This window comes from Pandoraea sp. NPDC087047 (genome assembly GCF_044745225.1).
In the GTDB taxonomy this organism is placed as follows: Bacteria; Pseudomonadota; Gammaproteobacteria; order Burkholderiales; family Burkholderiaceae; genus Pandoraea.
The window spans coordinates 442,093-466,146 of record NZ_JBIUZU010000002.1 but is presented as its reverse complement, the minus strand read 5'-3'; the positions used below and the strand labels follow the sequence as shown (position 1 = coordinate 466,146).

Sequence of the window (24,054 nt, the reverse complement as noted above, 5' to 3'; positions counted from 1 at the left end):
GGCACTCGTGACCGGTATCTGCGGGATTTCTAGGTGATTTCCGACACGATCCCCATGGGTTACGACGCGGGTTGGGTGGGCGGCGCGCTGCCATGTTGCGCCTTTATAATGCCGAGCCATGACTTTCCGATTCGATGTAAGCGGGCGGCGCTGGCAGGCTGTCCCGGCACCGGCGCTTTCGCGTCGTCATAAGGACTGGCTGACCCGGGGCGGCGCACTCACGCGCCATCTGTCGGCGCTCGGCCGGGTGAGCGTGCGTGTCGTGGCCGAGCGGGTGATGCCTGCCGACGCGGATCAGTGCCGCGCTATCGGTGTGCCGCTGCGTACACCGATGTGGGCACGCGACGTCATCCTGCTGGTCGACGACGAACCGGTTGTCGTGGCCCATAGCGTGACGCCACTCGCGTACAGCCGGTCGATTTGGCAGGCGATGCGTCGCTTGCGTACGCGTCCGCTGGCCGATCTGCTTTATCACGATCCCACGGTGACGCGCTCCGTACTGGTGTCGAGCCCCCTGGGGCCGTGTCACTTGCTGCATGGACGTGCTCGCCACGATGCGCGCGATCCGCTCGTCGGCGCCAATCCGCGTGCGCGGTTGTGGGCGCGTCGCTCGGTGTTCCTGCGGCACGGCGCGCCGTTGCTCGTGACCGAAGCGTTTCTCCCGCGATTCTGGCGGCGCCTGCAAGCGGCGCAGGGCGCAAACGAAAAGGCGCACGACTGAGCGCTATGTCCTCCTCTGTCCCCGATCTGAAGCGCAATTTTCCGCCCGTGGTGGATGCGCAGACGCGTGTCCTGATTCTCGGCAGCCTGCCGGGCGAAGTGTCGCTCGCGCATCAGCAGTACTACGCGCATCCGCAGAATCGTTTCTGGCATCTGGTCGGTGAGGTGATCGGCGAGCCGTTGCCGACGCTTGCCTACGAAGCGCGGCTCGACATGGTGCGAGCCCACGGCGTGGGGCTATGGGATGTCGTGGCGCAAGCGCGTCGCGAGGGCAGTCTCGACAGCAATATTCGTTTGCACACAGAAAGCGATCTGGCGGGGCTCATCGCCACGTTGCCGTTGCTGCGGGCGGTGGCGTTCAACGGCGGGACGGCTGCTCGCATTGGCCAGCGCGCGCTGGCGCAAGGCGGCGTGACGGTGCCGGTCGTGCTGCTGCCATCGAGCAGTCCCGCCTATACGATTCCGTATGCGACCAAGCGCGATACCTGGCTCGCACTACGCGAGTGGCTCGGCCCGCTTGCACGGACGCCGTCCGCCTGATTTCCCGATGCGCTCAGCAATATCCGAGGGGCCCGCGCACCTGGCCTGACAGCCGGAGCGCGTGAACCCGGTACAATGCGAACCCATCGGAATTTCCCGAGCTTTACTGAAGGACACATGACCCTCATCAAACGCAAATCCATTGAAGCCGAAGCGTTCGTCGCCGACGAACGTACCGCCCGCTCCCCGCGTCCCGCCTATAAGCCGCGATTTGCGCCGGTGACGTTCTCAGAAATCGGTGGCGTGCGTTACCTGCATTTCGGCACGGAATGGGTGCAAGGGGCGATGCGTCTGTCCAAGCCTGACCGTATCGAACTCGAATATGCGCAGCAGATGATGGCGTGGTTGCTGTTCATGCGCGCACCGAAGCACGTGGTGCAACTGGGGCTCGGCACGGGCTCGATCACCAAGTTCTCCGCCAAGCAATTCCCGCGCACGCAAGTCACGGCTGTCGAACTGAACCCGGCGGTGGTCGTCGCCGCACGTACGATGTTCGATCTGCCGAGCGACTCGCGTCACTTGAAAGTGCTGGAAGCGGACGCCTGGGATTTCGTTACCGACACCGCGAATCACGGTGCCGTCGACGTGCTCCAAGTCGATCTCTACGACGCGACCGCGCGCGGCCCGGTGCACGACACGCCCGCGTTCTACAAGGCTTGCCGCGCCACGCTGCGCGAGCCGGGCATGCTCACGATGAATCTGTTCGGCGATCACGACAGCTATCCGAAGAACATCCGTCGCCTGCGTCAGGCGTTCGATAACCGCGTGATCGAATTCCCGGAGGTGCACGACGGCAACGTGATCGTGCTGGCCTTTAACGGCCCGCTGCTGTCGGTGGAATGGAAGGACGTGGAAGCGCGCGCCAAGGTCGTGGAAGCGGCCACCGGCTTGCCCGCCAAGCGTTGGGTCAAGCAGCTTCGTGCAGCCAACGGCGACGGTGGGCCGGTGCTGACGATCTAACGTCACCTGCGTAGCCGACACCGCAAATACTGCGAGCACCGCAGATTGCGATAGACGCAAAAAAGCCAGCCGTGAGGCTGGCTTTTTGCGTTGCGGCGGACGACGCAGTCTCAGGCCGCGATTTCGTCGATCGTCAGCGCCTCGCTGCCGGCGACGATGGCCAGTAGACGGTCGACGTTCGGGTGAGCGCCCGGACGGTTACGTGCGTCGGCCGTGTGTTCGCCGAAGATGGCCAGTGCGTGCTCGGCGGCTTTGACGTCGAGCGTGCCGAAGGCTTGCTTGATGTAGTGGTACACGGCGAGCGAACCTTGCTTGCCCGGTGCATTTTCGATCGTCGCCACGACCGCGCCGCCGCCGTCGCGCAGTTCGATGCGGGCAATACCTTCGATGCTGCCGATGGCGGCCATTTGCGCGAGGTTGTCTTTGAATACAGGGGTCGGGTCGATCACTGCCATGGTGCTGCTGCTCCTGCGGTTACGTCAGAGGTGGAGGAAAAATCGGTGCGGGCCGAATGTTATCACCTCGGCCCGTCGAGGGTTCATGCGGATCTGAACCGACTTCAAGCACGTCGCCATTGCAGAATCGCCAGCGTCAGCACGCCCGCGATCAGGCCCCAGAATGCCGAACCGATGGAGAGCAACGTGAGGCCCGACGCCGTCACCATGAACGTGATGAGCGCCGCTTCGCGCTGCTGCGTGTCGTGCATGGCGTTGGCCAGGCCGTTCATGATCGAGCCGAACAGGGCGAGGGCGGCGATCGAGACCACCAACGCCTTCGGAAACGCTGCGAACAGCGCGGCGATGGTGGCCCCGAACGTACCCGCAATCAGATAGAAGACGCCCGACCACACCGCCGCCGTATAGCGCTTGGCGGGATCTTCGTGCGCTTCGCGTCCCGTGCAGATGGCCGCGGTGATCGCCGCCAGATGAATACCGTGCGAGCCGAACGGCGCGAGCAGCACCGACGCAATGCCGGTCGTCGAAATCAGCGGAGACGCCGGAACGTCGTAGCCGTGTGCCCGCAGCACGGCCAGCCCAGGCACGTTTTGCGACGCCATCGCCACCACGAACAACGGAATCGCGATGCTGATCGTTGCCGATAACGAGAACGACGGGGTCGTCCACACGGGCTTGGCCAGCGACACATTGAAGTGGCTGAAGTCGAGCAGACCGAGTCCGCCGGCGACGGCCGTGCCCACGATCAACGCAATCAGAATGGCGTAGCGTGCGGCGAACCGCTTGACGACGAGATAAGAGAAGAACATCGAGAGCACGAGCGCCGTCTGATGCTGGGCGGCGACGAAAATCTCCAGTCCGATGCGAAACAGAATCCCCGCAAGCAGCGCTGATGCCAGCGCCGGTGGCACGCGCCGCATGATCGTCTCGAAGCCGCCCGTCAGCCCGCAAATCGCGATGAGGGCATTGCAGACGATGAACGCCCCGATAGCTTCGCTATAGGGCACGCCCGGCAGCGACGTGATCAGGAGCGCCGCGCCCGGCGTTGACCACGCAATGACGACCGGCGTGCGATAGCGCAACGACAGGCCGATGGTCGTCACCCCCATGCCCATGGAGAGCGCCCAGATCCACGACGAAATCTGCGCAGGCGTGAGATGCGCGGCCTGCCCGGCCTGGAACATGAGGATGAGCGAACTGGTGTAGCCCGTCATCATCGCCACGAAGCCGGCGACGATGGCCGACGGCGAGGTATCCGCCAACGGCCGCAGCGGCGGCAGGGGAGTGGAACTGGAAGTCATGGTGGAAAGCTGTCTCTTGTTACGTTGTTGTTGTGATGTTTTGCTGCAGTTTGGCCGCATCAGCCGGCGTCGGGTCCACCGCGATGCTTATTTACTCAGAACTCGCATGGCCGATTCCAGCCCGGCGAGCGTCATCGGATACATGCGATTCGCGAACAGCTCGCGGATGACCGAAATCGACTGACGATACTGCCATATCGCTTCGGGCTCGGGGTTGAGCCAGGCATGATGCGGGAACCGGTCGATGAACCGCCGCAGCCACACCGCGCCCGCTTCCTTGTTGTTGTATTCGACCGAGCCGCCCGGTTGCAGTACCTCGTACGGACTCATCGTCGCGTCGCCCACGAAGAGCAGTTTGTAGTCGGACGGGTATTTGCGCAGCACGTCCCACGTCTCGAATCGCTCGTTGTGACGGCGCCGGTTCTGTCGCCAGAGGTAGTCGTAGACGCAGTTGTGGAAATAGTAGAACTCGAGGTGCTTGAATTCGGATTTTGCCGCCGAAAACAACTCCTCCGTACGCGCGATGTGGTCGTCCATCGAGCCACCCACGTCGAGCAACATCAACACCTTCACGTTGTTGTGACGCTCGGGCACGAGTTTCAGATCGAGCCATCCGGCGTTGGCGGCCGTCGAGCGAATGGTGTCGTCGAGATCCAGCGCTTCGGCGGCGCCTTCGCGCGCGAACTTGCGTAGACGCCGCAGCGCCACCTTGATGTTGCGGGTGCCGAGCTCGACGGTGTCGTCGTAGTCGCGATAGGTGCGCTGGTCCCACACCTTCACCGCGCTGCGATTGCCGTTGCTCTCGCCGCCGATGCGGATGCCTTCGGGGTTGAATCCGCCGTTGCCGAAGGGCGATGTGCCGCCCGTGCCGATCCACTTGCTGCCGCCTTCGTGACGCCCTTTCTGTTCGTCGAACAACTGCTTCAGACGTTCCATGAGCTTGTCGAGGCCGCCGAGCGCCTGAATGCGCGCCTTGTCTTCGGGGGACAACTCGCGTTGCATACGCTTCTTGAGCCAGTCGAGCGGCACTTCACCCGAGGCGTCGACGATCTGCTGCACGCCTTTGAAATACGCGCCAAACGCCTGATCGAACTTGTCGTAGTGCTTCTCGTCCTTGATGAGCGAGAGGCGCGCCAGATAGTAGAACTCGTCGAGCGAGGGCGCGATGACCTGGCGCTGCAGTGCTTCGAGCAGCGTCAGATATTCCTTGACCGAGACCGGCAGTTTTGCCGCGCGCAAGGTGTAGAAGAAGTCGATCAGCATGACGTGGGTGCGCTTACCGGTTGGCGCGATTCATGAAGACGAGGCGCTCGAACAGATGCATGTCCTGTTCGTTCTTGAGCAGCGCGCCGGCGAGCGGCGGGATCGCGAGTTTGTTGTCGGCGCTGCGCAGCGCTTCGGGGCCGATTTCCTCGGCCATGAGCAGCTTGAGCCAGTCGATCAGCTCAGAGGTCGATGGCTTCTTCTTGAGCCCCGGCATGTCGCGCACTTCGAAGAACGTTGCCATGGCGGCGTTCACCAGTTCGCGGCGAATGTTTGGGAAATGTACGTCGATGATCGACTGCATCGTCGCCGGTTCGGGGAACTTGATGTAGTGGAAGAAGCACCGGCGCAGGAAGGCGTCGGGTAGTTCCTTCTCGTTGTTCGAGGTGATGATGACGAGTGGGCGATGGCGCGCTTTCACGAGCTGGCGCGTCTCATACACATAGAACTCCATGCGATCGAGTTCGCGCAGCAGATCGTTGGGGAATTCGATGTCGGCCTTGTCGATCTCGTCGATGAGCAGCACGACTGGCTCGTCCGCCTCGAAGGCCTGCCAGAGCACGCCCTTGACGATGTAGTTGGCGATATCGCGCACGCGCTCGTCGCCCAGTTGCGAATCGCGCAGACGCGAGACGGCGTCGTACTCGTAGAGACCTTGCTGCGCCTTGGTGGTCGACTTCACGTGCCATTGGAGCAGCGGCATGCCGAGGGCGGCGGCGACTTCCTCGGCGAGCATGGTCTTGCCGGTGCCGGGTTCGCCCTTGATGAGCAGCGGTCGTTGCAGCGTGGCCGCCGCGTTCACGGCGAGCTTGAGGTCGTCGGTGGCGACGTATTGGGAAGAGCCTTCAAAGCGCATTGTCTGAGCCGTCCGCAAACAGCCGGCCAACCGGCCGGGCAGGGAAAAAGTTCAGTATAAGACATTGCGCATAAGGCTCGCTCGTGCGCCGAAAATGTGCATCTACATCAAAGGCTTGCGGGAAAACTTCGGAGAACTGTGCGGGTCAGCACCGAGTTTGCGCACGGGAGGGTGTGGGTTACAATCGATTGCTTTTTTCACAGGTCGACAGCCTTGGAGACGGGACGTCGATCTGCGTGTTGCGGGCCGGTATTCCAACCAAAAACGTTCCCAAGAAGACCATGAAAAAGTTCCTCACGATGATGGCGCTGGCGCTTGGCAGCACGTCGCTCATGTCGCTCAGTGCGCTTCATGCGGCCGAACTCAAGCCTGACATGGAGGCGGCAAAGGGCAAGGTGGCCATGTGCATCGGCTGCCACGGCATTCCCGACTACCGCACCGCGTTCCCCGAGGTGTACCACGTACCCAAAATCGGCGGACAGAACGCGAAGTACATCGAAAACGCGCTGAAAGAGTACGCCAAGGGAGACCGCAGGTTCCAGACGATGCATGGCATCGCAGCCACGTTGACCGATCAGGACATTGTCGACATTGCCGCTTACTACGCGGCGCAGACGGCGTCGACGCCGGTCAATCCCCAGAAGTAAAAACGTGCGTGGCTGAGGAGAACACGATGAAGCATTCGATGCATTCGATGGCAAACGCCGCTGCGGCCGTATCCCTGACGCTGGGTGCGTTGCTCGCCGGGGTGAGCGGGGCGGCAGTCGCCGCAGGTAACGTCGCCAACGGTAAGGCGCTGGTCGACAAGGGCATGTGCGTGAGTTGCCATGGCGCCAATCTGAACGCGCCGATCACCCCGGAATACCCGAAGCTGGCGGGCCAGTACGCGGATTACATCTACAACGCGCTGCGTGCGTATCAGAACGAAACCAGTCTGGTGTATGGCCGCAGCAACGCGATCATGAAGACGCAGGTCATGTCCAATCCGGCGACGATCGGCAAGGACGGCAAGCCGCGTCCGTTCACGTCGCAGGAGTTGAAGGACATCTCGGCCTATATCGAATCGCTGCCCGGCGATCTCGTCACGAAGAAGTAAGCGTTTCGGCGTCGACATAAAAAACGACGGTTGCTGTGAGGGCAACCGTCGTTTGTTTTCGTCCGGTTCGGCGCATGCACGGGGGCTTGCCGTTCCGGTGAGCGTTCAGCGCGACGCCTGTTGCTCGATGCGTTGCAGGTAGGCGTCGGAGTCGGGCGGCTGGCCGCTGCGCTGCGCTTCCCACAGCGTCTGCCCCAGACATTCCATGATGCGGTGCTGTGCCTCGTGGGGCGAGTCGAGGCGGTGGGTCAGTTTTTCGTAGGCGGCACGAATGCCCGGCGGCTGGTCGATCGATACCTGCTCGCTGATCGCCAGATGCATCGACAGATGCAGGAACGGATTGGTCTGGCCGGCCTCGGGCGAGTAATCGCGGGCGTTGGCTTCCTCGGCGTCGGTGAGGGCGTCGTGATACTCGGGATGTTCGTTGATCCAGTCGGCCGCAATCGTCTCGAGCGGCGTGAGAATGCTGCCGCCGCGCTGCTTTTGCCAGGTGGTGCAGAAGAATTGCCGGACTTCGTCGCGGCTCGGATTGAACATGAGGACTCCGTGGGGTTCTTTTGAGGCGTCTTGCGGCGCGCCTTGCCGTGACTACAATGGCGGATCAGTTGCCGCAGTGTGCCGGGCGGGCCGGTTGTGGACGGAACGCGCCGATAACGCATGGAAAACACGCCGTATTGTCGCTCAATTCGCCGAATCATGTCGCAAAGCCCTCGTCCCCCAGCCGTTGCCGTCGTCACTGACGACGCTCCCGTCATACATCCCGCACCGCCGCCGTCGGCGTGGGGCGGTGTTGCGCTGATCGCCGTATCGGCATCGGCGTTCGGTGCCATGGCGATCTTCGCGCGGGCCGCTGCCGCGTCCGGGGCGGACATCTTCGCGATGCTGCTGTTTCGCTTCGTCGTCGCCGCTGTCCTGTTGCTTGGCTGGTGCCGGTTGCAGCGAGTGCGCTTCCCGTCGCGCCGTCAGTCGCTGCATATCGCGCTGATGGGCGGCATCGGGTACGTCGGCCAGTCGCTGTGCTATTTCGGGGCGTTGCAATATGCGCAGGCGTCGCTCGTCGCGCTGTTGCTGTATCTGTACCCGGTCTTTGTGACCATTCTGGCGGCGATCTTCCTGCGTGAGCGTCTCACGCCCGTGAAGCTCGGGGCGCTCGTGCTCTGTTCGTTGGGGACGGCGCTCACAGTGGGCGGCGGGCAGGGGCAGCCGCTGGGCATGATGCTGGCAGTGGCGGCGGCGCTGATCTATTCAGGGTACATCGTCGTGGGTGCGCGATTGACGCGAGGTGTCGATGCGCGGGCGACGGCGACCCTCGTCTGCCTTGCCGCGACCGTCTCCTTCGGGGTGATGGCGGCGGTGCGCGCGTCGCAGGGGCTCACGCTGCACTGGCCGGCCGGTGCGGGCGGCTGGGCGGCGCTTGCCGCGATTGCCGTATGCTCGACGGTCGTCGCGATCCTGACATTCTTCGCCGGTCTGCAACGTCTCGGCGCCGGACGCGCCTCGATGCTCTCCACGCTTGAGCCCGTCGTCACGGTGCTGCTCGCGGCCATGCTGCTGGGCGAAACGCTGAGCGCGACTCAGCTTGGTGGCGGGGTGCTGATCCTCCTGGGCGTGGTCTGGCTGTCCGCGCGGGGCACGGCGGCAAACGCCTGATCCTGCGGGGATTTTTGCCTCGTCAGCACCTGACTTGCGCCGACGGTACAATCGCGCATCGTCTGCCATTCGTCAGTCATTTGCCGGCCATTCGTTTGTCGGTCATCACCTGAGGTCAATCGTCATGAGCACCATTGCCAAAGAAGCCATCGCCCAACTGTTCACCGACGCCCGCACGCACAACGTGTGGCTCGACAAGCCGGTCAGCGACGACACGCTGCGCGAGCTGTACGACCTCGTGAAGTGGGGGCCGACGTCGGCCAACACCACGCCCGCTCGCATCGTGTTCGTGAGGAGTCCGGAGGCGAAGGCAAAACTGCTTGAATGCATGGCGCCGGGCAACGTCGAAAAGACGCGTACGGCCCCGGTCACGGCCATCATTGCGTATGACCTGAAGTTCTACGAACACCTGCCCAAGCTGTTCCCGAACGGTGCCGAGAAAATGGTGCCGATGTTCTCGGGCGATGCGGCCAAGGCTGCCGGCGCCGCACATATGAACAGCTCGCTGCAAGGCGGTTATTTCATTCTGGCCGCGCGTGCGCTGGGCCTCGATTGCGGTCCGATGGCCGGTTTCGACGCGCAAAAGGTCAACGATGCGTTCTTCGCGGGCACGGAGTGGCGCGTGAACTTCATCTGTAATCTGGGCTACGGCGATCACGGCAAACTGTTCCCACGCAATCCGCGTTTGTCGTTCGACGAGGCGGCACGCATCATCTGACGCTATCTGGAATGTGCTTCCCTACGCTTTTTGAGGGATGCAAGACAAAACGGGCGGTCCCGCTATCGGGCCGCCCGTTGTCGTTTGGTGATGATGCCGAGGTGCGTACGCAGCGTCAGGCCTTCGGCGCGGGCGTCTTGGGACGGAAGTCGCACAATGGCTCGATGGCGCAATGCCAGCACTCCGGTTTGCGTGCCTTGCATACGTAGCGACCGTGCAGGATGAGCCAGTGATGCGCGTCGTGTTTGAACTCACGCGGCGTGACGCGCTCCAGCGCCAGTTCCACCGCCAGCGGATCTTTGCCGGGGGCCAAGCCCGTGCGGTTGGCCACACGGAAGATATGCGTATCGACGGCAATCGTGTCCTCGCCAAACGCTGTATTCAGTACGACGTTCGCGGTCTTGCGGCCGACACCGGGCAACGATTCGAGCGCTTCGCGCGAGCGGGGCACTTCGCCGCCGTGCACGTCGAGCAGCAACTGGCAGGTGGCAATGACGTTCTTGGCCTTCGTGCGATACAGGCCGATTGTCTTGATGTAATCGGACACACCGGCCTCACCGAGTGCGAGCATTTTCGCGGGCGTGTTCGCCACCGGGTAGAGCCTGCGCGTGGCTTTGTTCACGGAGACGTCGGTGGCTTGCGCCGAGAGCAACACGGCGATCAGCAACTCGAAAGGCGAGGTGTATTCCAGTTCGGTCGTGGGCGTCGGATTGAGTGCTTGCAGCGTCTCGAACAGAGCACGGCGTTTGGCGTCGTTCATGGCGGTGGCGCGTAAGAGGTAGCGTCTTTCTCGTTTTCGGGGACGGCGGGGACGGCGGGGACGGCGGAGGCGGGGGTAAAGCCGCGGGTTCAGGTCTCGTTGGCGTCGTCGTCGGGCGTGGGTGTGGTGCCGCCTGCTCCGGTGCCGATACCCAGCCGCTTGCGACGGGCTTCGGCTTCGTCGATCTGTGCCTGCACTGATGCAGAGACATTCTGGGTGTTCTTCGGTCCGAGGCCTTCGGCGGCCAGCGCCGCCTTCTTCTGACGCGCGCGCTCCAGGGCAGCTTGAATGATGGCCTGTTTGCGGGCTGCTGCCGCGGCGGCTTCATCCGCCTCGTTTGCCTTGTCCGTGGCAAGGAGCGGCTTAGCGGAAGCGTCCGTACCACCGTGTGAAACGGGCGACGTTGTCGTTACGGCCTGCGCAACCCTCGTCTCACCGTTTTCTACGGTTTGTACTGCCTGCGTACCCGCTGCAACGCGTGCTGTACGGGCAGCCAGACGCGCTTCGCGCTCGGCCTTATCCTTGTCCAGACGTGCCTGATGTGTCTCGAAATGAGCCCGGGCCTGGTCGGCTTGTGTTTGCGACCAGGCATCCCAGCCCGTGCGTTCGCCGGTGACCGGCACCATGTCGATGCAGTCGACGGGGCAGGGCGGTACGCAGAGATCGCAGCCCGTGCAGCGGTCCTCGATCACCGTATGCATGAGCTTGGCGGCACCAACGATGGCGTCGACAGGGCAGGCCTGGATGCAAAGCGTGCAGCCGATACACAGTGATTCATCGATGACGGCACGCGGGCGCGGGCGTTCTACGCCATTCTCTGGATTGAGCGGGATGACGGGGCGGCCAAGCAGGTTGGCAAGACGTTCGACGCCTTCGGCACCGCCCGGCGGGCATTGGTTGTAGCTGGCTTGCCCGCTGGCGATGGCGTCAGCGTACGGACGGCAACCTGCGTAACCGCACTTGGTGCACTGCGTCTGGGGCAATAGGGCATCGATGCGCTGGGCGAGCGCGTTGACTTCGGACACGTCTTTTGTGGGGGATTCGGCGGAAATTGGAATTATCCTGCATTTTGCGGAAACACTGAAACCGTTGTGCCATAATTCCGCCCGATGAGAACGACCGGCCGATCATGACAACACCAGAAACCAAGATCAAACGTGACCCGGAACGCACCCGCCAGCGCATTCTTGCTGCTGCGATCGAGGAGTTTGCGGAACGTGGTTCAAGTGGTGCACGCGTGGACAGCATCGCACGCCGAGCCGACATCAACGAGCGCATGCTTTATTACTACTTCGGCAACAAGGACCAGCTCTATCTCGCGGTGCTCGAAGAAGTCTATGGCGAATTCAACCGTGCCGAACATGCGCTCAAGCTCGATCTGCTCGCGCCGCTGGACGCGGTGGCCGAACTGGCCCACTTCGTGTGGGACTACTACGCCGATCATCCGGAACTGATTCAGCTTATCAACAACGAAAATCTGCACGAAGCGAAGTCGATGCGTCAGTCGACGGAAATTCGTCAACAGGTCTCGCCGATCGTCGAATTGCTGGCGCAGACGCTCAAGCGCGGTCAGGTCAGCGGCGAGATTCGCCAGGGCATCGATGCCGTCGATCTGTATGTGACGATCTCGGCAATGGGCTATTACGTGATGTCGAACCGCCATACGCTATCCATCGTGATGGGGCGTGACGTGATGAGCGGTGAGGCGCGAAAGACGTACTCGTCGTTCAATACGCAGATGCTATTGGATTCGTTACGTACGCGCTGATCGGATGGCCGCGACTTGCGGCATCTCAAGCCGGGTCTAGAAACAAAACCGCCGCGAGGGCCTGAGCTCTCGCGGCGGTTTTGTTATGGCCGTCGGAATTGAGAAATGACGGTCAGGTGTTCTTTGCGATGAAATCGCGAATCTGCGGATAGATCACGTTACGCCAGCGGCTGCCCGAGAAAATCCCGTAGTGCCCGCACTTCGGCGCGGTGAAATGCGCACGGCGCTTGACCGGGATGCCGGTGCACAACTCGTGAGCGGCTTGCGTTTGGCCGCTACCGGAGATGTCGTCCAACTCGCCTTCGATGGTAAAGAGCGCGGTGGTCTTGATGTCCTGCGGACGCACGCGCTTGCCGGCCACATCCCACGTACCGCGCGCGAGACTGAAGTCCTGGAACACCGTCTTGATCGTGTCGAGATAGTACTCGGCCGCCATGTCGAGCACGGCGTTGTACTCGTCGTAGAAGCGACGGTGCGAATCCGCGTCGTCGCTGTCGCCGCGCATCAGATCCAGATAGAAGTCCCAGTGCGACTTCAGATGGCGATCCGGATTCATGGCAACGAAGCCTGCGTGCTGCAGGAAGCCCGGATAGACGAGCCGGCCCGAGCCAGGGTAGTTCGACGGCACCGCATGAATCACGTGGTTCTCGAACCAGTCGTACGACTTGTTCGTAGCAAGCGAGTTGACCGAGGTCGGGCTCTTGCGTGCGTCGATGGGGCCACCCATCATCGTCATGGTCTTGGGCGTCTTTTCGCCGTTCGAGGCCATGAGAGAGATTGCACCGAGTACCGGCACGGTTGGCTGGCACACCGAAATGACATGCAGGTTTTCTGCGCCGATATGGCGAATGAATTCCTGAATGTACGCAACGTAGTCGTCCAGATGGAACGACCCGGCTTCGAGCGGCACCATGCGCGCATCGACCCAGTCGGTGATGTAGACCTTGTGGTCCCTGAGCAACGTAGAGACGGTATCGCGCAGCAATGTAGCGTGGTGCCCCGAGAGCGGCGCCACGACCAGCACGACGGGATCGTCTTTGAGCTGTCCGACGGCGCTGGCGTCATCTGCGTAGCGCTTGAAACGCAGAAGACGGCAGAACGGCTTCTCCATCGCGGTCATTTCCACGACCGGGATGTTATGTCCGTCGACCTCGACAGCCTTGATATTGAATTCGGGTTTTTCGTAATCTTTGCCGAGCCGGTAGAGCAATTCGTATCCGGCGGCAATGCGGGGGGCGCCCGGCATCATGGCAAGCAGGCTGCCCGGATTGACGAAAGTCGTCGCCGCCGCCTTTGCCCACGTGGTGAGGGGATTCAACCACGCGCGGTTGTACTCATGAATCTGATACAGCATGTTGTGTGCCCTGAGGCGAATGGTGGGGGAATTATGCAACCGTTTATCACGGCGGTGCAACGCAGCATAACCCTGATATATGGCATTTCCGCATCATCCCGATAGTCTTAACTTATTCGCATCATTGTCATTAGCTATCGTTGCTGCAACGCAACAATTTCAGGTGGAAAAAAAGCCCGCCGAAAGGGCGGGCTTTCTCGTTAGCTGCGAATCAGGCGTTTAGCGCAGCACTTGCGCGATGGACGACGCCACATATTTGATGTTCTTGTCGTTGAGTGCTGCGACGCAGATACGGCCGGTGCTCACGGCGTAAATGCCGAACGCTTCACGCAGACGCTCGACCTGATCGGCGGTAAGGCCCGAGTACGAGAACATGCCGCGTTGGTTGAGAACGAACGAGAAGTCGCGTTCCACGCCTTGGGTACGCAGATTTTCCACCAGCGACCAACGCATTGCACGGATGCGCTCACGCATTTCGGCCAGCTCTTCTTCCCACAGGGCGCGCAGTTCGGCGTTGCCCAGCACGGCGGCGACGACCGAGCCACCGTGCGTCGGCGGGTTCGAGTAGTTGGTGCGGATCACGCGTTTGAGCTGCGAGAGCACGCGGGTCGATTCGTCCTTGCTACCCGTCACGATCGACAGGGCGCCAACGCGTTCGCCGTACAACGAGAACGATTTGGAGAACGAGCTGGAGACGAAGAAGTTCAGGCCGGCGTCGGCGAACCGGCGCACCACGGCGGCGTCGGTATCGATGCCGTCACCGAAGCCCTGGTAGGCGATGTCGAGGAACGGCACCAGCTTGCGGGACTTCACGACTTCCACGACTTGCGCCCACTGATCCGTCGTCAGGTCGACGCCGGTCGGGTTATGGCAGCAAGCATGCAGCACGACGATCGTGCCTTCCGGTTCCTTGTCGAGCATGGCCAGCATGCCGGCGAGGTTCACGCCATGCGACTCGGCGTCGTAGTACGGGTACGAAACGACGTTGAAGCCGGCCGTCGTGAACAGGGCGCGGTGGTTTTCCCAGCTCGGATCGCTGATGGCGACGGTCGCGTTCGGGTTCAGTTGCTTGAGGAAGTCGGCGCCGATCTTCAGCGCGCCGGTGCCGCCCAGGGCCTGGGCGGTAATCACGCGGCCTTCGGCCAGCACGGGCGAATCCTTGCCGAACAGCATTTCCTGTACGGCCTTGTCGTAGGCGGCAATGCCTTCGATCGGCAGATAGCCGCGCGGCAGGCCGGCCGCCACGCGTTGTTCTTCCGCTGCCTTCACGGCCTTGAGCAGGGGCAGTTTGCCTTCCGCATTGAAATACACGCCGACGCCCAGGTTCACCTTATCGGTGCGGTGATCGGCGTTGTAGGCTTCATTCAGGCCAAGGATGGGGTCGCGCGGGGCGAGTTCGACAGCGGAAAAGAGAGTCATTTCGACGGCTCGAGGCAGGTAGTAGGAAAATGCAGCGGGGCGGCCGCAACTTACGCAGGATCGGCCCGGCGGGCTATTTTAGCGAAGATTACCCGCGCTTGTGGTAAACACCGGCCCGCGGCGCGCGAATTCCTGCCTTTTCGGCACGAAAAGTGCCACGGATTGCCAGAATTTGACGAAAGCACCACGAACGTCGCGAGCATGACACCCCACCCGCGCCGGTCATGACGTCGGCGGCGGGGTTGTCACCCATCGGACTCAGGGAATCGTCCGACGCGCTAAAATGCCGGATTACGTCTCTCATGTTCGCGCCCCCGCCATGACCCCTGCGGCTGACAACGATCTCGACGAAAGCAAGTTCCTGACATTCCCGGATTCGCCTTATCAGCTCTACTGCCCGTTCCCGGCCGCAGGCGACCAGCCCACGGCCATCTCCCAATTGACGGAGGGCATTGACGACGGGCTCGCTTTTCAGACCCTGCTCGGTGTGACCGGCTCGGGCAAGACGTTCACGATGGCCAACGTGATTGCCCGCATGGGCCGTCCGGCCATTGTGTTCGCGCCGAACAAGACGCTGGCTGCGCAGTTGTACTCGGAATTTCGTGAGTTCTTCCCGCGAAATGCGGTGGAGTACTTCGTCTCGTACTACGACTATTACCAGCCCGAGGCCTACGTTCCGCAACGCGATCTTTTCATCGAGAAGGATTCGTCGGTCAACGAGCACATCGAACAGATGCGTCTGTCGGCGACCAAGAGCTTGCTGGAGCGGCGTGACGTCGTGATCGTGGCAACGGTCTCCGCGATCTACGGTATCGGTAATCCGAGCGAATACCACCAGATGATTCTGACGGTGCGCCAGGGCGACAAGCTTGGGCAGCGGGAAATCATCGCGCGTCTGATCGCGATGCAGTACACCCGTAACGAAACCGATTTCGGGCGCGGCACGTTCCGAGTGCGCGGCGACACCATCGACATCTTCCCGGCGGAACACGCCGAACTGGCGCTGCGCGTGGAGTTGTTCGACGACGAAGTCGACACGCTGCAACTCTTCGATCCGCTCACAGGGCGGGTGCGCCAGAAAGTGCCGCGATTCACGGTGTATCCGTCCTCACACTACGTCACCCCGCGCGATACGGTGCTACGCGCCATCGAAACGATCAAGGACGAACTGCGCGAGCGGCTCGATTTTTTCTATAAGGACGGCAAGCTGGTCGAGGCGCAGCGTCTGGAGCAGCGGACCCGATTCGATCTGGAGATGTTGCAGGAGCTGGGCTTTTGCAAGGGCATTGAAAACTACTCGCGTCATCTGTCCGGCGCCGCGCCTGGCGAGCCGCCGCCGACGCTCGTCGACTACCTCCCCCCCGATGCGTTGATGTTCCTCGACGAGTCGCACGTGCTCATCGGCCAGTTCAACGGCATGTACAACGGCGACCGGGCGCGTAAGGAGAACCTCGTCAACTACGGATTCCGTTTGCCGTCGGCATTGGATAACCGTCCGCTCAAGTTCGCGGAGTACGAACGCAAGATGCGTCAGGCGATCTTCGTGTCCGCGACGCCCGCCGATTACGAAGCAAAGCGTACCGGGCAGGTGGTGGAGCAGGTGGTGCGTCCGACCGGGTTGATTGATCCGATCATCGAGGTGCGCCCGGCGCGTACGCAGGTTGATGACGTCCTATCCGAAATCAACAAGCGCGTAGCAGTGGAAGAGCGTGTGCTCGTGACGACCCTCACGAAACGTATGGCCGAGCAATTGACGGACTACCTGTCGGACAACGGCGTGAAGGTCCGCTATCTGCACAGCGACATCGACACCGTCGAGCGCGTAGAGATCATCCGCGATTTGCGTCTGGGCGCCTTCGACGTACTCGTCGGGATCAACTTGCTCCGTGAGGGGCTGGATATTCCGGAAGTGTCGCTGGTGGCGATTCTGGATGCCGACAAGGAGGGCTTCCTGCGTGCGGAGCGCTCATTGATTCAGACGATCGGACGCGCAGCGCGTAACGTCAACGGGACGGCCATCCTCTACGCAGACAAGATGACCGAATCGATGAAGCGCGCTATCGGGGAAACGGAGCGTCGCCGCGCCAAGCAGATGGCGCACAACGAAGCCCACGGTATCGTGCCGCAGGGCGTGAAGAAGCGCATCAAGGACATCATCGACGGTGTCTACGATCCGCAGGACGCCAAGGCGGAACTGGCCGAAGCCAAAGAGCAAGCCCACTACCAGGATATGTCGGAGAAGCAACTGGCTCGCGAGATCAAGAAGCTCGAGAAGCAGATGCAGGAGCATGCCCGCAATCTGGAGTTCGAGAAGGCGGCGAAGGTGCGCGATCAGTTGCTGCACGTGAAGGCGCTGGTGTTCGGTACCGATGGTGCCAGCGAGGCGGAGTTGGGGCCGAAGGGGTGACGCGAGGGGCGGCAGTCATATCGATCGGACGGTCGTCCCGTATTTGTCGCAGTTTTCGCCAGGTCGGCGGCACCCTATAGTGCAGTCATGCCGGGCAACCGACCAAGCACGTTCGAGGCGCAACCGGATACCAGACGTGTGGGGCGACTCTCGGCACCTTCGTTTCGCGTCGCTATAAGTTAGGGAGAGATTCATATGCAACTGTATGAACTGATTCAGCGGGTGCCCGGTGATGTTTGCGCTCAGGTCCTTTCGCCGCTCGCAAAAATGGCGAACATGGGCCTCATGGTGCTCGCCGATCTCGGACGCCTCCTTGGCTGAACTGTCTGGATTATCCGGGACGCAGGAGCGACCGGGAACTGATCTGCCAAATTCATGAAAAAGACCTCCGTTCTGTTTATCTGCATGGGCAACATTTGCCGCTCCCCCAGCGCTGACGGCATTTTTCGCCACCGTCTGGCCGAGGCCGGGTTGGCGGACCTCGTCGAGGTCGATTCGGCGGGTACGCACAGCTATCACATCGGCCACGCACCGGACGCCCGCACGCAAGCCGCGGCCGAGCGGCGGGGCTACGACCTGAGCGCCTTGCGGGCGCGTCGCGTCGACGCCAGCGATTTCAAGCGCTTCGAATGGATCGTGGCGATGGATGACGCGAACGTCACCGAACTCACGGCGCGTTGTCCGGCCGAGTTTCGTCACAAGATTGTGCGGTTGATGGACTTCGCGACGCACCATGACGCCACCGAAGTGCCCGATCCGTACTACGGCGGCGCGCAAGGTTTCGAGACAGTGCTCGACTATATAGAAGACGGCCTCGATGGCCTGCTCGCGCAATTGCATAAAGCCGTCTGAACGTCTGCCGAGCCGCGCATGACAGATCGGAAAGGGACTCGCGAAGCAGGAGAAAGTCCCTTTCGCGAGGTGCGTCGTTAGCGCTATGATTCGCCCCATCGCTGCCGTCATGTTGATGGTTCGGTGCGACTGCCTGTCTTTCCCGGAACGCCGGGTTCTGCTTTTCCCCCCCTTGACTCGCTTTCTCGTTTTCTCAATCGATGCTCAATTCGCTCAATTCGTACTGGCGTAAATGGCGCGCCTCGCGTCATGCCGGCCATCAGCTCGACGAACTGCTCGCGCACGCCGATCCGGCAGCGCCTCTGGCCGTCCGCAATCAATGGCTGATCGAGTTGGCGCATTGGGTGCAAAAGCGCGGTGCGCTTGTCAACGAAGACCGCGGGGAAGGGGGGGCGGTGCGATATCGTCCGCATACGCGCCTACGTTATTTGCTGCAAATGCTCGACCGCAATCCGGCGTGGCGATTGCCGGTGGCGCGCACGCTGCGTAGCGTCATCACCGAGAGCGATGCAATTTCGTTGCTTTGCGATACCGGCATGCCGGTGCGTCCGGGATTCTGGGGCGCGCTGGTCGAGCGCATCGAAAAGGCGTTGATTCCGCCGCCGCCCACGCGACGCGATCTTTCCGCGTTGTGTTCGCTGATGTTCCCCGATGGAGATGCGGCCGACTGGATTGCCGTGATGCCCCCCGACCTTCTGGCCGATCTCATCGCGTTGCTGCACTACGGCGAGGACGAGGACGCCGAGACCGATACCGACTGGAACCCGTTCGCCGAAGATCTGCTCGCTGCCATGCATCATCTTGTCGACCAGATCGCATCGACCGGACTGTCGCAGGCGGTGCGCTCGCGTCTGACTTATTCGCGTATCACCGATTCGCCGTTTTACCGGCTCGGACGCGCCATGCAAGCCCTTGAGGATGCCGGTCAGGCATTCTCGTTAGGGGCGCCGCCGTCGCAGACGTTCGTACAACAGATCAACGTTTTTCGCGCACTGCTGGACGATTGCGCGCGTGCGGTGCGTCAGGTGTACGCGCATTTGGACGAGAACGGCGTGAGCGTGGATATCGTGTTTCAGGTCGAGCGGGCCAAGGCGCGGATTCGCCGGCTCGAACGTCTGCTCGAAGCCTGGTTGACGCACGGTGATCGCGGTGATCGGGCCGCAGCTCGCGTTCGTCTGCTGGCGGATCTCGTGCGAGCCAACCAGGCGAGCCAGAGCGTAGGTGAACTGGCGCGAACGTCGTTCGGGCTGCTGGCGCGCAAGGTCGTTGAGCGTAGCGCCGAGACGGGCGAGCACTACATCGCGCGCAACCGCAGCGAGTACTTTTCCATGTTGAAGATGGCCTGCGGTGGCGGGCTGGTGACGGTCGTGACCGTCTATATCAAGTTTCTGATCGTGAGCGTTCACCTGCCGACGATCGTGGAAGGATTCCTCGCCGGGGCCAACTATGCGCTGTGCTTCCTGTTCATGCACTTCTGCCACTTCACGCTGGCGACCAAGCAACCGGCGATGACGGCGCCGGCCATCGCCAGCAAGCTCGATGACGTTGACACCCCCGCCGGCATGGATGCGTTCGTCGGTGAGGTGATCGCCCTTGTGCGTACGCAAGCGGCGGCGATCTTCGGCAATCTGGCCATGGTTTTCCCGTTTTGCCTGCTGGTGCAATGGGCGGTGTCTGCGGCGTTGGGCGTCAATACGATCCCGCCGGAGAAAGCACACGCTACGCTGAGTTCGTTCTCGATCCTGGGGGTGACACCGTTCTTCGCGGCCCTGACCGGGGTGCTGCTGTGGTGCTCCAGCCTGATCTCGGGGTGGGCGGACAACTGGTTTGCGTTGCACGGTATTGGCGACGTGCTTGCGTATAACCGCCGTCTGCGTTTCGTGTTCGGACGCAACGGGGCGGCGCGATTTGCCGACTGGTGCCGCCGTCACATCGCGCCGGTGCTGGGGAACCTGGCGCTCGGCTTCATGCTGGGGCTGGTGCCTGCGGTGTTGACGGCCTTTGCGTTGCCGTTCGAGGTCCGTCACGTCACGCTGTCGACGGGGGCGATTGCCACGTCCATCGGAGTGTTGGGAATGCCCGTGCTGCGTGATCCGGCGCTTTGGCTCGCCGTGGCCGGCGTCGGCTCGATGGCCCTGCTCAACGTTGGTGTCAGTTTTGCGTTAGCATTCCATATGGCGCTCCGATCGCGTCCATTACGATTGGGCGACCGTCGGCAAATCCACCGTGCCATCTGGCGCGCCGTGATGCGCAATCCTCTGGTGCTGCTGTTCCCGATGCGCTCCCCGCAAACGGACCTTCGTCCCGAAAAATAAGAAGTTTCATAGCCGGACGTGGGAACTTCCGCAAAAAATGGGCCAGAAGTACTTGACTAAATTCGTAGGGAATTTATACTTGACGAAAATAGTCGAGATTAATCCCCTGCATCATCATGAGACTTACCACGAAAGGCCGTTTCGCCGTCACGGCGATGATCGACCTGGCCATGCGCCAGGACGCGGGTCCCGTGACGCTTGCGGGCATTAGTCAGCGTCAGCGAATTTCGCTCTCTTATCTGGAACAGCTGTTCGGTAAGCTGCGTCGCCACGAAATCGTGGAAAGCGTACGCGGACCGGGGGGCGGTTACAGCCTTGCGCGCCGCGCAGAAGAGGTGACCGTCGCCGACATCATCATTGCGGTCGACGAACCGCTCGACGCTACACAGTGCGGCAGCAAGGGCAACTGCGAGAAGGGCCAGGACGGCCATCGCGGCCACTGCATGACGCACGAGCTGTGGGCGACACTCAACCAGAAGATGGTCGAGTATCTCGATTCCGTTTCGCTGCGCGACCTCGTCGAGCAGCAGCGCAGCAAGCAGGCCCAGCAGGCTGTGCTGCGCGACACGCGCGAGTCCGGTAACAACCAGACGATCACGACGCGCATCCCCAATTCGGTCTTTGATATGGCCCGTTCATAACAGGCGCCACGGCACGATCCTGGAGCACCCCATGAAAAACGACACCCTCAACCTCCCCATCTACATGGATTACAGCGCCACGACGCCGATTGACCCGCGCGTCGTGGACAAGATGTTGCCCTACCTGCGCGAGCAGTTCGGCAACCCGGCATCGCGCAGCCACTCGTTCGGCTGGGCTGCCGAGCAGGCGGTGGAAGAGGCACGTGAGGAAGTGGCCAAGCTGGTGAACGCCGATCCGCGCGAGATCGTCTGGACCTCCGGCGCGACCGAATCGAACAACCTGGCCATCAAGGGCTCGGCGCACTTCAACAAGGGCAAGGGCAAGCACCTTATCACCGTGAAGACCGAGCACAAGGCTGTGCTCGACACGATGCGTGAGCTCGAGCGTGAAGGCTTCGAAGTCACCTATCTGGACGTCAAGGACGACGGCCTGCTGGATCTGGAAGTTTTCAAGGATGCACTGCGTCCGGACACGATTCTCGTGTCCATCATGGCGGTGAACAACGAAATCGGCGTGATCCAGGACATCGCTGCCATTGGCGAAATCTGCCGCGAGAAGGGCATCGTTTTTCACGTCGACGCTGCGCAAGCGACCGGCAAGATGCCGATCGATCTGGCCGCACTGAAGGTCGACCTGATGTCGTTCTCGGCGCACAAGACGTATGGCCCGAAGGGTATCGGCGCATTGTACGTACGCCGCAAGCCGCGTGTGCGTATCGAAGCCCAGATTCACGGTGGCGGTCATGAACGCGGTATGCGTTCGGGTACGCTCGCCACGCACCAGATCGTGGGCATGGGTGAGGCGTTCCGTCTGGCCCGTGAAGAGATGGCTGTTGAGAACGACCGCGTGCGTATGTTGCGCGATCGTCTGCTGACCGGCTTGACGGAAATGGAAGAGGTCTATGTGAACGGCGACATGGAGCAACGTGTGCCGCACAACCTCAACATCAGCTTCAATTTTGTCGAAGGCGAATCGCTGATCATGGCGATCAAGGATGTGGCGGTGTCGTCGGGTTCGGCGTGCACGTCGGCCTCGCTCGAGCCTTCGTACGTGCTGCGCGCCCTGGGTCGCAACGACGAACTGGCGCACAGCTCGATTCGCTTCACGGTGGGTCGTTTCACGACCGAGCAGGAAGTCGACTACGTGGTCGAACTGCTCAAGGGCAAGATCGGCAAGCTGCGCGATTTGTCGCCGCTGTGGGAAATGTACAAGGACGGGGTCGATCTGAATTCGATCCAGTGGGCCGCACACTGAGCATTCAAGGAGTTAGCCATGTCGTACAGCAAAGAAGTTCTGGATCACTACGAAAACCCGCGTAACGTCGGTTCGTTCGAGAAGGGCGACGACGCCGTCGGTACGGGCATGGTCGGCGCACCGGCCTGCGGCGACGTGATGAAGCTGCAGATCCGCGTGAATGAAGCCGGCGTGATCGAAGACGCCAAGTTCAAGACCTACGGCTGCGGCTCGGCGATTGCCTCGTCGTCGCTGGTGACCGAATGGGTCAAGGGCAAGACGCTGGATCAGGCGCTCTCGATCAAGAACACGGAAATCGCGCAAGAGCTGGCATTGCCGCCGGTGAAGATTCACTGCTCGATTCTGGCCGAAGACGCCATCAAGGCGGCCGTGGCCGACTACAAGCAGAAGCACGGCCAGACGGCCGAGACGGCAAAGGCTGCGTAAGCGGCGCGACGGATAAAGGAATCAGGCAAAGATGGCCATTACATTGACCGAGAAGGCCGCGCAGCACGTTTCGCGTTATCTGACGCGGCGCGGCAAGGGCGTGGGTCTGCGACTGGGCGTGAAGACGACCGGCTGCTCGGGCTTGGCCTACAAGCTGGAGTATGCCGACGAAGTGGCGGGCGAAGACACGGTCTTCGAGAGTCACGGCGTGAAGGTGCTCGTCGATCCGAAGAGTCTGCCGTACATCGACGGCACCGAGTTGGACTTCGCGCGCGAAGGCCTGAACGAAGGGTTTCGCTTCAACAACCCGAACGTGAAGGACGAGTGCGGCTGCGGTGAGTCGTTCCGCGTCTGACGCCGGGGCTTTGCTGTCGGCATTGCCGCCCGCATTGCCGCCATTACGCGCGATCGTCGATTTTCGGCAAGACGACGAAGGCCACTGGGTCGCACGTCTGGCGTGTGGGCATGGGCAACATGTCCGGCATCTCCCCCCGTGGCAGATCCGGACATGGACGCAACATCCCGCAGGTCGCGAGGCGATGCTCGGTAGCGAGCTTCCCTGCCGTAAATGCGAACGCGGCGAGCCGTCCGATGAGTGAGCGGCACGCCGGGGAAGCCGGTGTCACGTAGTAGCGTAGGCAGCAAGGCGGCGCGAGCCGCTTTTTTTACGGGCCGAAGGTGGCCCGAATGTGGATCAAACGCGGGTGAATTTGCGCGATGAGTGCACTGACTGACGACTATTTCACGCTGTTCGATTTGAAGCGGGGCTTCGCGATCGATACCGAAGCGCTCGAAACCGCGTACCGTGCCGTGCAATCGCGCGTGCACCCGGATCGATTTGCGAGCGCGAGCGATGCCGAGCGCCGTGTGGCCATGCAATGGGCTGCGCAGGCGAACGCCGCTTACCGCACGCTGCGTGATCCGTTACAACGTGCGACTTATTTGCTGACGTTGCAGGGCATCGACGTGGGCGCGGAGAACAACACCGCGATGGCCCCCGATTTCCTGATGCAGCAGATGGAGTGGCGTGAAGCCATCGACGATGCCGTTGCCGCGCGCAACATTGGCGCCCTCGATGCGCTCGCCAGATCGTTGCGCGACGACCGTCGTGCGCGGCTCGACAAGCTGGGCGGCTGGCTCGATAGCGCCGCATGGCAGCCGGCGGCGGAAGCCGTGCGACAACTGATGTTCATTGCGCGTGCCGAAGAAGACATTGCGCAGCGCATCGAAATGCTGGAAAACGCGTGACGGCCCGGTGCGGCGCCGTCACATGTCATTGAGAACTGCTTGAGAACAGG

General features: G+C 61.9%; 27 protein-coding genes. 18 read left to right on the top strand and 9 right to left on the bottom strand.

Annotation, left to right across the window (positions count from 1 at the left end):
- Positions 1–118 precede the first annotated feature (118 nt).
- From ACIPHM_RS04820 to ACIPHM_RS04810, 3 genes are all read left to right on the top strand, one after another.
- Positions 119–721: a chorismate--pyruvate lyase family protein gene (locus ACIPHM_RS04820; RefSeq protein ID WP_400325038.1), complete on the top strand. Its 603-nt coding sequence runs from the start codon at positions 119–121 to the stop codon at positions 719–721.
- Between the two features lie 5 nt (positions 722–726).
- A complete protein-coding gene (locus ACIPHM_RS04815; RefSeq protein ID WP_400325036.1) occupies positions 727–1,260 on the top strand; it encodes a DNA-deoxyinosine glycosylase in 534 nt (177 codons plus the stop codon).
- Between the two features lie 117 nt (positions 1,261–1,377).
- Complete coding sequence (locus tag ACIPHM_RS04810; protein WP_400325034.1) at positions 1,378–2,220, top strand: spermidine synthase; 843 nt, start codon at positions 1,378–1,380, stop codon at positions 2,218–2,220.
- A 110-nt stretch (positions 2,221–2,330) separates the two neighbouring features.
- Here ACIPHM_RS04810 and ACIPHM_RS04805 read toward each other — a convergent pair whose 3' ends face one another.
- From ACIPHM_RS04805 to ACIPHM_RS04790, 4 genes are all read right to left on the bottom strand, one after another.
- Entirely contained in the window at positions 2,331–2,669 is a 339-nt protein-coding gene (locus ACIPHM_RS04805) for a DUF2322 family protein (protein ID WP_400325341.1), read from the bottom strand.
- 110 nt (positions 2,670–2,779) lie between these two features.
- A complete protein-coding gene (locus ACIPHM_RS04800) occupies positions 2,780–3,976 on the bottom strand; it encodes a benzoate/H(+) symporter BenE family transporter (RefSeq protein ID WP_400325032.1) in 1,197 nt (398 codons plus the stop codon).
- An 87-nt stretch (positions 3,977–4,063) separates the two neighbouring features.
- The gene (locus tag ACIPHM_RS04795) at positions 4,064–5,239 is read right to left on the bottom strand and encodes a VWA domain-containing protein (protein ID WP_400325030.1); all 1,176 of its coding nucleotides are present in this window, start codon (positions 5,237–5,239) and stop codon (positions 4,064–4,066) included.
- Between the two features lie 13 nt (positions 5,240–5,252).
- Positions 5,253–6,095, bottom strand: a complete 843-nt coding sequence (locus tag ACIPHM_RS04790; RefSeq protein WP_400325028.1) for an AAA family ATPase — start codon at positions 6,093–6,095, stop codon at positions 5,253–5,255.
- A gap of 281 nt (positions 6,096–6,376) precedes the next feature.
- On the opposite strand from ACIPHM_RS04790, the gene ACIPHM_RS04785 reads away from it, so the two are divergent.
- Both ACIPHM_RS04785 and ACIPHM_RS04780 read left to right on the top strand, forming a co-directional pair.
- Positions 6,377–6,742, top strand: coding sequence for a c-type cytochrome (locus ACIPHM_RS04785; protein WP_400325026.1), 366 nt, complete (start codon positions 6,377–6,379; stop codon positions 6,740–6,742).
- A gap of 47 nt (positions 6,743–6,789) precedes the next feature.
- Positions 6,790–7,191 (top strand): c-type cytochrome, encoded by a 402-nt coding sequence (locus ACIPHM_RS04780; RefSeq protein WP_400325339.1) that lies wholly within the window; start codon positions 6,790–6,792, stop codon positions 7,189–7,191.
- A gap of 105 nt (positions 7,192–7,296) precedes the next feature.
- Here ACIPHM_RS04780 and ACIPHM_RS04775 read toward each other — a convergent pair whose 3' ends face one another.
- Positions 7,297–7,728 (bottom strand): DUF1841 family protein, encoded by a 432-nt coding sequence (locus ACIPHM_RS04775; protein ID WP_400325025.1) that lies wholly within the window; start codon positions 7,726–7,728, stop codon positions 7,297–7,299.
- Between the two features lie 159 nt (positions 7,729–7,887).
- On the opposite strand from ACIPHM_RS04775, the gene ACIPHM_RS04770 reads away from it, so the two are divergent.
- Positions 7,888–8,841 (top strand): DMT family transporter, encoded by a 954-nt coding sequence (locus ACIPHM_RS04770; RefSeq protein WP_400325023.1) that lies wholly within the window; start codon positions 7,888–7,890, stop codon positions 8,839–8,841.
- 124 nt (positions 8,842–8,965) lie between these two features.
- On the top strand, positions 8,966–9,559 hold the full coding sequence (locus ACIPHM_RS04765) for a malonic semialdehyde reductase (protein WP_400325021.1): 594 nt from the start codon (positions 8,966–8,968) through the stop codon (positions 9,557–9,559).
- Positions 9,560–9,674: 115 nt separating this feature from the next.
- Here the strand turns inward: ACIPHM_RS04765 and nth are convergent, their stop codons facing one another.
- Positions 9,675–10,319: an endonuclease III gene (nth, locus tag ACIPHM_RS04760; protein WP_400325019.1), complete on the bottom strand. Its 645-nt coding sequence runs from the start codon at positions 10,317–10,319 to the stop codon at positions 9,675–9,677.
- An 89-nt stretch (positions 10,320–10,408) separates the two neighbouring features.
- The gene (rsxB, locus tag ACIPHM_RS04755; RefSeq protein ID WP_400325017.1) at positions 10,409–11,344 is read right to left on the bottom strand and encodes an electron transport complex subunit RsxB; all 936 of its coding nucleotides are present in this window, start codon (positions 11,342–11,344) and stop codon (positions 10,409–10,411) included.
- 104 nt (positions 11,345–11,448) lie between these two features.
- On the opposite strand from rsxB, the gene ACIPHM_RS04750 reads away from it, so the two are divergent.
- Positions 11,449–12,087 carry a TetR family transcriptional regulator gene (locus ACIPHM_RS04750; RefSeq protein ID WP_400325015.1) on the top strand — a complete coding sequence of 213 codons (639 nt, stop codon included), beginning with the start codon at positions 11,449–11,451 and terminating at the stop codon, positions 12,085–12,087.
- A gap of 112 nt (positions 12,088–12,199) precedes the next feature.
- On the opposite strand, the gene ACIPHM_RS04745 is transcribed toward ACIPHM_RS04750, so the two are convergent.
- Both ACIPHM_RS04745 and ACIPHM_RS04740 read right to left on the bottom strand, forming a co-directional pair.
- Positions 12,200–13,441, bottom strand: a complete 1,242-nt coding sequence (locus ACIPHM_RS04745; protein ID WP_400325013.1) for a polyhydroxyalkanoate depolymerase — start codon at positions 13,439–13,441, stop codon at positions 12,200–12,202.
- A gap of 219 nt (positions 13,442–13,660) precedes the next feature.
- Complete coding sequence (locus tag ACIPHM_RS04740; protein ID WP_400325011.1) at positions 13,661–14,860, bottom strand: amino acid aminotransferase; 1,200 nt, start codon at positions 14,858–14,860, stop codon at positions 13,661–13,663.
- 319 nt (positions 14,861–15,179) lie between these two features.
- On the opposite strand from ACIPHM_RS04740, the gene uvrB reads away from it, so the two are divergent.
- The 10 genes from uvrB (at position 15,180) to hscB (ending at position 24,004) form a co-directional block, all read left to right on the top strand.
- Positions 15,180–17,267, top strand: coding sequence for an excinuclease ABC subunit UvrB (uvrB, locus tag ACIPHM_RS04735; RefSeq protein WP_400325010.1), 2,088 nt, complete (start codon positions 15,180–15,182; stop codon positions 17,265–17,267).
- 195 nt (positions 17,268–17,462) lie between these two features.
- On the top strand, positions 17,463–17,588 hold the full coding sequence (locus ACIPHM_RS04730; protein ID WP_400325008.1) for a hypothetical protein: 126 nt from the start codon (positions 17,463–17,465) through the stop codon (positions 17,586–17,588).
- A 54-nt stretch (positions 17,589–17,642) separates the two neighbouring features.
- Complete coding sequence (locus ACIPHM_RS04725) at positions 17,643–18,119, top strand: low molecular weight protein-tyrosine-phosphatase (protein WP_400325006.1); 477 nt, start codon at positions 17,643–17,645, stop codon at positions 18,117–18,119.
- 200 nt (positions 18,120–18,319) lie between these two features.
- A complete protein-coding gene (locus tag ACIPHM_RS04720; RefSeq protein ID WP_400325004.1) occupies positions 18,320–20,434 on the top strand; it encodes a site-specific recombinase in 2,115 nt (704 codons plus the stop codon).
- A gap of 116 nt (positions 20,435–20,550) precedes the next feature.
- Positions 20,551–21,075, top strand: a complete 525-nt coding sequence (iscR, locus tag ACIPHM_RS04715) for a Fe-S cluster assembly transcriptional regulator IscR (RefSeq protein ID WP_400325002.1) — start codon at positions 20,551–20,553, stop codon at positions 21,073–21,075.
- A 31-nt stretch (positions 21,076–21,106) separates the two neighbouring features.
- Positions 21,107–22,330 (top strand): IscS subfamily cysteine desulfurase, encoded by a 1,224-nt coding sequence (locus ACIPHM_RS04710; RefSeq protein ID WP_400325000.1) that lies wholly within the window; start codon positions 21,107–21,109, stop codon positions 22,328–22,330.
- Between the two features lie 18 nt (positions 22,331–22,348).
- Complete coding sequence (iscU, locus tag ACIPHM_RS04705) at positions 22,349–22,756, top strand: Fe-S cluster assembly scaffold IscU (RefSeq protein ID WP_400324998.1); 408 nt, start codon at positions 22,349–22,351, stop codon at positions 22,754–22,756.
- Positions 22,757–22,787: 31 nt separating this feature from the next.
- Positions 22,788–23,111 (top strand): iron-sulfur cluster assembly protein IscA, encoded by a 324-nt coding sequence (gene iscA, locus ACIPHM_RS04700; RefSeq protein ID WP_400324996.1) that lies wholly within the window; start codon positions 22,788–22,790, stop codon positions 23,109–23,111.
- A 34-nt stretch (positions 23,112–23,145) separates the two neighbouring features.
- Positions 23,146–23,355: a DUF3565 domain-containing protein gene (locus ACIPHM_RS04695; protein ID WP_400325338.1), complete on the top strand. Its 210-nt coding sequence runs from the start codon at positions 23,146–23,148 to the stop codon at positions 23,353–23,355.
- Positions 23,356–23,473: 118 nt separating this feature from the next.
- Entirely contained in the window at positions 23,474–24,004 is a 531-nt protein-coding gene (gene hscB / locus ACIPHM_RS04690) for a Fe-S protein assembly co-chaperone HscB (protein ID WP_400324994.1), read from the top strand.
- Positions 24,005–24,054 lie beyond the last annotated feature (50 nt).

Coding starts and splice junctions, on each gene's coding strand:
- ACIPHM_RS04820 (WP_400325038.1), top strand. CDS start 119: ATGACTTTCCGATTCGATGTAAGCGGGCGGCGCTGGCAGGCTGTCCCG.
- ACIPHM_RS04815 (WP_400325036.1), top strand. CDS start 727: ATGTCCTCCTCTGTCCCCGATCTGAAGCGCAATTTTCCGCCCGTGGTG.
- ACIPHM_RS04810 (WP_400325034.1), top strand. CDS start 1,378: ATGACCCTCATCAAACGCAAATCCATTGAAGCCGAAGCGTTCGTCGCC.
- ACIPHM_RS04800 (WP_400325032.1), bottom strand. CDS start 3,976: ATGACTTCCAGTTCCACTCCCCTGCCGCCGCTGCGGCCGTTGGCGGAT.
- ACIPHM_RS04795 (WP_400325030.1), bottom strand. CDS start 5,239: ATGCTGATCGACTTCTTCTACACCTTGCGCGCGGCAAAACTGCCGGTC.
- ACIPHM_RS04790 (WP_400325028.1), bottom strand. CDS start 6,095: ATGCGCTTTGAAGGCTCTTCCCAATACGTCGCCACCGACGACCTCAAG.
- ACIPHM_RS04785 (WP_400325026.1), top strand. CDS start 6,377: ATGAAAAAGTTCCTCACGATGATGGCGCTGGCGCTTGGCAGCACGTCG.
- ACIPHM_RS04780 (WP_400325339.1), top strand. CDS start 6,790: ATGGCAAACGCCGCTGCGGCCGTATCCCTGACGCTGGGTGCGTTGCTC.
- ACIPHM_RS04775 (WP_400325025.1), bottom strand. CDS start 7,728: ATGTTCAATCCGAGCCGCGACGAAGTCCGGCAATTCTTCTGCACCACC.
- ACIPHM_RS04770 (WP_400325023.1), top strand. CDS start 7,888: ATGTCGCAAAGCCCTCGTCCCCCAGCCGTTGCCGTCGTCACTGACGAC.
- ACIPHM_RS04765 (WP_400325021.1), top strand. CDS start 8,966: ATGAGCACCATTGCCAAAGAAGCCATCGCCCAACTGTTCACCGACGCC.
- nth (WP_400325019.1), bottom strand. CDS start 10,319: ATGAACGACGCCAAACGCCGTGCTCTGTTCGAGACGCTGCAAGCACTC.
- ACIPHM_RS04750 (WP_400325015.1), top strand. CDS start 11,449: ATGACAACACCAGAAACCAAGATCAAACGTGACCCGGAACGCACCCGC.
- ACIPHM_RS04745 (WP_400325013.1), bottom strand. CDS start 13,441: ATGCTGTATCAGATTCATGAGTACAACCGCGCGTGGTTGAATCCCCTC.
- ACIPHM_RS04740 (WP_400325011.1), bottom strand. CDS start 14,860: ATGACTCTCTTTTCCGCTGTCGAACTCGCCCCGCGCGACCCCATCCTT.
- uvrB (WP_400325010.1), top strand. CDS start 15,180: ATGACCCCTGCGGCTGACAACGATCTCGACGAAAGCAAGTTCCTGACA.
- ACIPHM_RS04730 (WP_400325008.1), top strand. CDS start 17,463: ATGCAACTGTATGAACTGATTCAGCGGGTGCCCGGTGATGTTTGCGCT.
- ACIPHM_RS04725 (WP_400325006.1), top strand. CDS start 17,643: ATGAAAAAGACCTCCGTTCTGTTTATCTGCATGGGCAACATTTGCCGC.
- ACIPHM_RS04720 (WP_400325004.1), top strand. CDS start 18,320: ATGCTCAATTCGCTCAATTCGTACTGGCGTAAATGGCGCGCCTCGCGT.
- iscR (WP_400325002.1), top strand. CDS start 20,551: ATGAGACTTACCACGAAAGGCCGTTTCGCCGTCACGGCGATGATCGAC.
- ACIPHM_RS04710 (WP_400325000.1), top strand. CDS start 21,107: ATGAAAAACGACACCCTCAACCTCCCCATCTACATGGATTACAGCGCC.
- iscU (WP_400324998.1), top strand. CDS start 22,349: ATGTCGTACAGCAAAGAAGTTCTGGATCACTACGAAAACCCGCGTAAC.
- iscA (WP_400324996.1), top strand. CDS start 22,788: ATGGCCATTACATTGACCGAGAAGGCCGCGCAGCACGTTTCGCGTTAT.
- hscB (WP_400324994.1), top strand. CDS start 23,474: ATGAGTGCACTGACTGACGACTATTTCACGCTGTTCGATTTGAAGCGG.